The organism is Variovorax sp. 20P10.2.4, assembly GCF_058244205.1.
Window position 1 is genome coordinate 1 of the sequence record NZ_JBZAYE010000612.1, and the last position, 4,341, is coordinate 4,341.

General features: G+C 70.5%; 4 protein-coding genes. All 4 read left to right on the top strand.

Annotation, left to right across the window (positions count from 1 at the left end; translation table 11 throughout):
- The first annotated feature begins 64 nt into the window (after positions 1-64).
- Positions 65-622, top strand: a complete 558-nt coding sequence (gene tssE / locus AC27VN_RS34205; RefSeq protein WP_093343897.1) for a type VI secretion system baseplate subunit TssE — start codon at positions 65-67, stop codon at positions 620-622.
- A 188-nt stretch (positions 623-810) separates the two neighbouring features.
- On the top strand, positions 811-2,691 hold the full coding sequence (tssF, locus tag AC27VN_RS34210) for a type VI secretion system baseplate subunit TssF (protein WP_490879457.1): 1,881 nt from the start codon (positions 811-813) through the stop codon (positions 2,689-2,691).
- Positions 2,688-3,872 (top strand): type VI secretion system baseplate subunit TssG, encoded by a 1,185-nt coding sequence (gene tssG / locus AC27VN_RS34215; RefSeq protein ID WP_490879458.1) that lies wholly within the window; start codon positions 2,688-2,690, stop codon positions 3,870-3,872. The genes tssF and tssG overlap by 4 nt, the downstream gene beginning before the upstream one ends.
- Positions 3,869-4,341 (top strand): Clp protease N-terminal domain-containing protein (locus tag AC27VN_RS34220; protein WP_490879459.1); only part of this gene is annotated, 473 nt, incomplete at its 3' end. The genes tssG and AC27VN_RS34220, both read left to right, overlap by 4 nt.

A 4,341-nucleotide genomic window follows, 5' to 3' on the forward strand; every position in this document is an offset into this window, starting at 1 on the left:
ACGCGGGCGACCATGCGTTGCTCGAGCTGCGCACCATCGAATTCACCGCCGGGGAGGCCGCCTGATGGCCACGGCCGGCGCCTCCGCCTGGTCGGGGCCCGATGCCGAGGGCGAGCAGGAGAGCGTCGCGCGCGACCGGCTGCAGCCGGTGCTGCTCGACCGCCTGACCGACAAGCAGCCGAGCAACCGCCAGGAGCGCGCGGGCGCCTTCCTCATGAGCGGCAAGCTGCTGCGCGACTCGGTGCTGCGCGACCTGCAGTGGCTGCTGAACACCACCAACTTCGGCACCGCGCATTCGATCCAGGACCTGCCGCGCGCGCGCCGCTCGGTCGTCAACTACGGCGTGCGCGGCTGGGCCGGCGGGCGCATGTCGGAGGTCGACTTCGCCGACGTCGAGGCCGCCATCCGCACCGCCATCATCGACTTCGAGCCGCGCATCATGAAGGACAGCATCGACGTGCGCTGCGTGACCGACGCCACCGAGCTCGAGCACCACAACCTGCTCGCGCTCGAGATCCGCGGCACGCTGTGGTCGGTGCCTTATCCGATCGAGTTCATCCTGCGCTCCGAACTCGATCTGGAAAGCGGCCACATGATGCTGCGCCCGACCGGAGGCCTGTGAAATGAGTCCTCCCCCGAATCTCCGCGCACTTCGTGTCGCTTCGGATCCCCCCTCAAGGGGGCGCACCCGATGGCCCGGCGAAGCCGGTTCCATGGGTGCTCTGGCATGGCCTGCTCCGCGGCCTTTCGATGGGGCCATGTCGTGTTTCATGCAAGGCGAGCCACTGGGCAGCGCAACGGACAGTTGAGATGGACGCCAGACTTCTCGATTACTACAACCGCGAACTCACCTACATGCACGAGCTCGGTGCCGAGTTCGCGCAGCGCTATCCGAAGATCGCGGGCCGTCTCGGCATGCGCGGCATCGAGGTCAGCGACCCCTACGTCGAGCGGCTGCTCGAGGGCTTCAGCTTCCTCACGGCGCGCATCCAGCTCAAGATGGACGCGGAGTTCCCGCGCTTCTCGCAGCGGCTGCTCGAGGTGGTCTATCCGAACTTCCTCGCGCCGCTGCCCGCCATGGGCGTGGTGCAAATCGACGGCAACCTCAACGAGGGTTCGCTGAAGGCCGGCTACGAGCTGCCGCGCCACACGATCCTGCGCGGCCGCATGATCAAGGGCGAGCAGACGGCCTGCGAGTTCCGCACCGGCCATGCGGTCACGCTGTGGCCGATCCGCATCGCCGAGGCCAGCCTGGGGCCGGTGCCGGCCGAGATCCTGCATGCGCTGCCGATCGTCGCGCGGCAGGCCAGGAGCGCGATCACGATCAAGCTCGAGGCCGTGGGCGGCGCGCGCTTCGCCGAGATGCCGCTCGATCGGCTCGAGTTCTTCCTCTCGGGCGCCGAGCTGCATGCGCTGCGCGTGCTCGAGCTCGCGGTGCACCACTCGATCGGCACCGTCTGCCGCAGCGGGCCCGGCACCGCGGGCCAGGGCGCGCGCATCGTGCCGCTGGGCGAGGAGGCGATCCGCCACGAGGGCTTCGACCCCGACCAGGCGCTCCTGCCCTACGACGCGCGCTCGTTCCAGGGCTACCGGCTGCTGCACGAGTACTTCGCCTTTCCCGACCGCTACCTGTTCTTCAGCGTCAACAAGCTGCGTGCCGCGGCCGCGGCGATGAGCGGCACCACGATGGAGATCGTGATCCTGCTCGACCGCGCCGACGGCGACCTCGAGCGGCTGATCGACGCGCGCCAGTTCTCGCTGTTCTGCACGCCGATCGTCAACCTGGTGCCGCGCCGCAGCGACCGCATCCCGGTGGGCCCGGGCCAGCACGAGCACCATGCGGTGATCGACCGCACGCGGCCGCGCGACTTCGAGATCTTCACGGTCGAGCGCGTGGTCGGCCACATGAGCAACGGCTCCGAGGAGCGCGAGTTCCGGCCCTTCCTCGGCTCCTTCGCCTCCGACGACGGCGACTTCGGCGCCTACTTCTCGGTGCGGCGCGAACCGCGGCTGGTGTCGGACCGCGCACGCGCGCAGGGCACGCGCACCAGCTACACCGGCAGCGAGGTCTACGTCTCGCTGGTGGACCAGCACGACGCGCCCTTTCCGCACAGCCTGCGCCACATCACGCTCGATGCGCTGTGCACCAACCGCGACCTGCCGCTGTTGCTGCCCACCGGGCTGGAGTCGGACTTCACGCTGCGCGTGTCGGCGCCGGTGCGCGCGATCCGCATCCTGCGCGGGCCCTCGCGGCCCTACCCGGCGCTGGCCGAGGGCGCGCTGACCTGGCGCCTCATCAGCCACCTGGGCCTCAACTACCTGAGCCTCACCGACGTCGATGCCGACCAGGGCGCGGCCGCGCTGCGCGAGATGCTCGATCTCTACGGCAACCTCGCCGATCCCGCGGTGCGCCGGCAGATCCAGGGCGTGCGCTCGATGAAGCTGGCGCCGGTGTTCCGCCGCCTGCCCGAGCCGGGCCCGATCGTCTTCGGCCGCGGCGTGGAGATCGCGCTGAAGCTCGACGAGACCGCGTTCTCGGGCGCGAGCCCGTACCTGTTCGGCGCCGTGCTCGAGCAGTTCTTCAGCCGCCACGTGTCGCTCAACGCCTTCACCGAGTTCGCGCTGGCCAGCCTGCAGCGCGGCGAGATCGCGCGCTGGACGCCGCGCATCGGACGCCGACCCGCCGTATGAACAGCACCACCGACCTCCGCGAGGACACGGACGCCGCGCAACAGGCGCCGGCGAACGACGCGGCGGATCGGGCGGTGGTGAACGAGGCGCGGGCCGAGGCCGCACCGCCGCCCGCGCGCGGCCTGCCGCAGGTCGATCCGGCGTTGTGGGCCGGCCTGGTCGAGCAGCCCTTCGAGCACGACCTCTTCATGCTGCTGCGCCGGCTCGACGCGCACGGCGACCATCCGCTGCTGGGCCGCGCGCCGCGCCCGCTCGACGAGCCGCTGCGCCTCGGGCAGGAGCCCTCGATGGCCTTCGCGCCCTCGAACGTCTCGGGCGTGGACGACAGCCGCGACGGCCCGCCGCAGATCTCGATCTACGGCTTCGGCCTGTTCGGCCCCAACGGCCCGCTGCCGCTGCACCTGACCGAGTACGCGCGCGAGCGCAAGCGGCACCACAACGACCACACGCTCAGCGCCTTCGCCGACCTGTTCCACCACCGGCTGATCCTGCTGTTCTACCGCGCCTGGGCCGATGCCCAGTCGGTCAACAGCCTCGACCGGCCCGACGGCCACCGCTTCGTCGAGTACGTCGCGAGCCTCATGAACATGGGGCAGCCCGGGCTCAAGGAGCGCGACCGCATCGCCGACCATGCGCGCACCCACATGGCGGGCCACCTGGTGCGCCAGACGCGCAACCCCGAGGGCCTGATCCAGATCCTGCGCCTCTATTTCGACCTGCCGGTGCGCGTCGAGGAGTTCGTGAGCGACTGGGTGACCATCGACGAACCGCAGGTCAGCCGCATCGGCCTGTTCGGGCGCAACCACCGGCTCGGCGCCGGCGCCACCATCGGCCTCGCCGTGCGCGATGCGCAGAGCAAGTTCCGCCTCGAGCTCGGGCCGCTCACGCTCGAGCAGTACCGCGCCTTCCTGCCCGGCAGCCAGCGGCTGCAGCAGGTGGTCGACTGGGTGCGCCAGTACGTCGGCATCGAATTCGCGTGGGAGCTGCGGCTCGTGCTGCGCAAGGAGGAGGCCGGCGGCATGCAGCTCAACGGCGGCCAGCGCCTGGGCTGGGGCAGCTGGCTCGGCACCCGCCTGTCCGACACCGACGCCGGCGACCTGGTGTTCGCGCCCGAGGCCCTGCATTCGCGTTCCGCAGCCACCGCTTCCCACACCTCCGCTTCCTTCACCCAGGCCTCATGACCGACATCCGCCGCGTCTCGCTGTTCTCCAAGCTCAACCCGATGCTCTACAAGGCATTGGAGACCGCCACCGCCTTCGCCAAGCTGCGCGGCAATGCCTACGTCGAACTCGTGCACTGGCTGCACCAGATCCTGCAGCTGCAGGACAGCGACCTGCTGCGCATCGTCAAGCGCGCCGGCCTCAACCTCGACGCGGTCGAGCAGGACCTGGTGCGCGCGCTCGACCGGCTGCCGCACGGCGCGACCTCGATCAGCGACATCTCCGAGCATGTCGACAGCGCGGTCGAGCGGGCCTGGGTCTATGCGAGCCTGCGCTTCGAGGCGACCTCGATCCGCGGCGCCTACCTGCTCGCGGGCATCGTCAAGACGCCGGGGTTGCGCCAGGTGCTCTCGGGCATCTCGCGCGAGTTCGACAAGCTGGTGCCCGACGTGCTGATCGCGCAGCTGCCGGCCTGGACCGAGGGCTCGCC